Source organism: Methylophaga sp. UBA5088 (genome assembly GCF_002414625.1).
GTDB lineage: Bacteria > Pseudomonadota > Gammaproteobacteria > Nitrosococcales > Methylophagaceae > Methylophaga > Methylophaga marina.
The window spans coordinates 14,189-17,585 of sequence record NZ_DIAC01000049.1 but is presented as its reverse complement, the minus strand read 5'-3'; the positions used below and the strand labels follow the sequence as shown (position 1 = coordinate 17,585).

Here is a 3,397-nt window from a genome sequence, read left to right as displayed (position 1 = left end):
AGTCTCTTCACCACAGATATAAGCGCCTGCACCCAGTCGCACCTCTAAATCAAATCGTTTGCCCGAGCCGAGAATGTCTTCACCCAGATATCCGGCTTTATAAGCGCGTTCGATCGCCTCGTTCAGTAACTTATGGGCTACTGGGTATTCTGAACGAAGATAGATGTAACCCTGTGTTGCGTGTACCGCCAGACCAGAAATGGTCATGCCTTCAATGAGCATGAAAGGATCGCATTCCATCACCAGACGATCGGCAAAGGTGCCCGAGTCACCTTCATCGGCGTTACAGACAATATATTTTTGTTCAGATGGGGTATCTAAAACGGTTTGCCACTTAATCCCTGTAGGGAAAGCGGCACCACCACGACCACGCAGGCCTGAGGTTTTAACTTCATCAACAATATTCTGAGGTTGCATTGCGATGGCATTTTTTAGACCGTTAAAACCATCCAGAGCAATGTAGTCTTCGATGGAAATGGGATCGGTAATGCCAGAACGGGCAAAGGTCAGTCTTTGTTGTTTTTTAAGGAAGGGATGCTCTTCAACCAGACCGATGCAACTCTCGTGCTGTTGATTACCATCGAGCATGCCAGTATCAAATAAGGCTGATACTTGCTGAGCACTAACTGCACCATAACCAACCCGGCCTTGTGCAGTATCTACTTCAACAAGCGGTTCAAGCCAGAGCATGCCACGGCTGCCATTTCGAACAATTGTCGCGTCCAGGCCGCGTTGTTCAATTTCTTGCTGAACAGCTTCAGCTATTTGTTCGGCTCCCAAGGAGAGTGCGGTTGTGTCGCAAGGGATATAAATACGCTGACTCATTAGCCGACCTCCTTCATATCTTGCTGATGGGAAGCCACTAGTTCATCAAAACGATCCAGGCTGACACGACCATGAATATCATCATCAATTCTTATAGATGGGCCGGTAGCACAGTTACCTAAACAATATACTGGCTCTAATGAGAACTGTCTGTTCGCCGTAGTTTGGTGGTAATCAATACCAAGGGATTGTTTGGCATGTGCTTCCAGGGACCGACACCCCATCGCCTGACAGGCCTCGGCACGACATATTTCTATTGTATGTTTGCCAGGAGGTGTCGTTCTGAAGTGGTGATAAAAACTGATCACCCCATGAACTTCTGCACGTGTTTGCAATAAGGACTCAGCAATTTGCGCAACAGCCTTTTCAGGGATATAACCAATTTCATTCTGAATGGCATGCAAGATGGGTAGCATCGCACCAGGCTTGTGCTTAAGCCCATCAATGATTCGCTGAATAGACTGCTCCGTCCATTCTTTTCCAACTGTCATTTTTTTCTCTCTCCGTTATCTGAAATATGCACAAACACACATATTTAAATTATCTTATTTTTATTATTGACAAGACATTAGCATAGAGATTGCACGATAAAAATATGCATTTTGAGTCATATTTAAAAACTGTGAATCACCTTTTGTTTTTTATAAGAATATGACCAGAACAAAGGCATAAAATTTCTTTATTTCTTGCCAAGGCCGAATTAAGTGCAAATAGCCAATTGTTTGCACCAAGGATGTGCATAGATGACATCCACAAACCCCCAAAAATATATAAGCTACTGATTATTATTAATAATAAAATCTGGCACACTTGATGCTTTATATTAATTACAAACAACATTTCAGCTGCATTTTGTTTGTATTTCTCTCTTGTCTACGTGCTGAGCCTTGGGGTGAACAAATGTTCACCCCTTTTTTTTGGGCTCATTTTCTCTCATCAGTTCTGTTAGCATAGCGGACAATTCATCAAAAATTGCCCTCAGATTTCTATGCACCAGCGCACAATTGAAGAACTTCAGCAAGATCATGACTTTGTCACGATAAATCCACATGCTGAAAAACGCACACGCTATGTTCTTGCTCTCACGATCATCACCATGCTCGTGGAAATTATTGCAGGCACACTTTTTGGCTCTATGGCCTTACTAGCTGATGGCTGGCATATGGCCACACATGCCGTGGCCTTTCTCATTACCTTGTTTGCTTATTCTTACGCATCGAAAAACAAAACGAATGCTGCATTTGCTTTTGGTACAGGAAAAGTCAGTGTATTGGGCGGCTTTGCCAGCGCTATTGCTCTAGGCGTCGTCGCTTTGATGATGTTAATAGAATCAGTAGAACGATTAGTCAATCCGCATCAAATCGAATTCAGTGCAGCAATCCTTGTCGCCATCATAGGTCTTATCGTTAACCTCATCAGCGCTTTAATACTGAAAGATAATCACGCGCACAGTCATAGCCACGCAAGTCATCACCATCACCACCATGATCACAATTTAAAAGCCGCTTATATGCACGTTTTAGCAGATGCGCTAACGTCCATTTTGGCCATCATCGCGCTTATTGGTGCAATGCTTCTTAATTGGATGTGGCTGGATGCCTTAATGGGCATTGTCGGTGCTGTCATCATCAGTGTCTGGGCTGTTGGTTTAATCAAAGAGACCAGTCCGATATTACTGGATGGCAGCATTGATCAGGGCTACAGTCAGGCTATTCAGGATTGTATAGAGAATGATGCGGACAATCATATTGTCGATTTCCACATCTGGCATGTGAGTGCTGAGCATTTTGCTGCCATTATCTCTATTGCGACATCTGAGCCCAAACCCACGCAGCATTACAAATCACTACTGAATGAATTTGATCGTTTGTCACACATTACGATTGAAGTGAATCAATACCATCAAAAAAGTGATGATCACTAACCGCTGATTTGCGGTACTTTTCCACAAAAAAAGCAGTATGTTCCTCGTTTTTTGAATTGGCGGTATGAATACTGCATCAGGCTATCTATCACCCGTTAATGACAGCCGAGAGATATGGATATGCTGAACATCGACATCAGCGACTTTCTTCAAAAACATAGATTACCTGATAGTTATCAGGCGCTTGCAGAACAATGGTATTTACCTGTTCTTGAAGAAATATCGATGCACCATAAAAGTGCAAAAAGGACGATCACTGTAGGTATTAATGGTGCACAAGGTTCAGGAAAAAGTACGCTGGCCCAACTTGCTGTTTATATCCTTAGAGAACACTACTCACTCAATGTAGTGTCTTTATCACTAGATGATTTTTATTTCACTCGTCAAGAAAGAATACAGCTAGGCCGGGGTATTCATCCTCTACTAACCACTCGTGGTGTACCAGGCACACATGATATTGCTCTTGCTAGAAAAACAATCAGTCAGCTCATAAACCAACAATTTCCAGTCAACATTCCTCGATTTAATAAAGCTGAAGACGACCGGGCCCCTGCTGAGTCAGAAGAAATCATTACTCAAGCTGTTGATATCATCATCTTTGAAGGTTGGTGCCTGGGAGCCGAAGCACAGGATGATCGTCTACTTAAA

Annotated in this window: 2 protein-coding genes and 2 pseudogenes; 2 read left to right on the top strand and 2 right to left on the bottom strand. The window is 43.1% G+C overall.

Features of this window, described 5'->3' with window-relative positions:
• Both B4K20_RS06650 and B4K20_RS06645 read right to left on the bottom strand, forming a co-directional pair.
• Positions 1–825 (bottom strand): annotated as a pseudogene (locus B4K20_RS06650) (formate dehydrogenase); the annotation flags it as partial.
• Positions 825–1,316 carry a formate dehydrogenase subunit gamma gene (locus tag B4K20_RS06645; RefSeq protein WP_289243811.1) on the bottom strand — a complete coding sequence of 164 codons (492 nt, stop codon included), beginning with the start codon at positions 1,314–1,316 and terminating at the stop codon, positions 825–827. The gene B4K20_RS06645 and the pseudogene B4K20_RS06650, both read right to left, overlap by 1 nt.
• A 497-nt stretch (positions 1,317–1,813) precedes the next feature.
• Here B4K20_RS06645 and dmeF point away from each other — a divergent pair, with 497 nt between their 5' ends.
• Positions 1,814–2,749 (top strand): CDF family Co(II)/Ni(II) efflux transporter DmeF, encoded by a 936-nt coding sequence (gene dmeF / locus B4K20_RS06640; protein ID WP_289282325.1) that lies wholly within the window; start codon positions 1,814–1,816, stop codon positions 2,747–2,749.
• A 120-nt stretch (positions 2,750–2,869) separates the two neighbouring features.
• Positions 2,870–3,397, top strand: a pseudogene (locus B4K20_RS06635) (glycerate kinase); the annotation flags it as partial.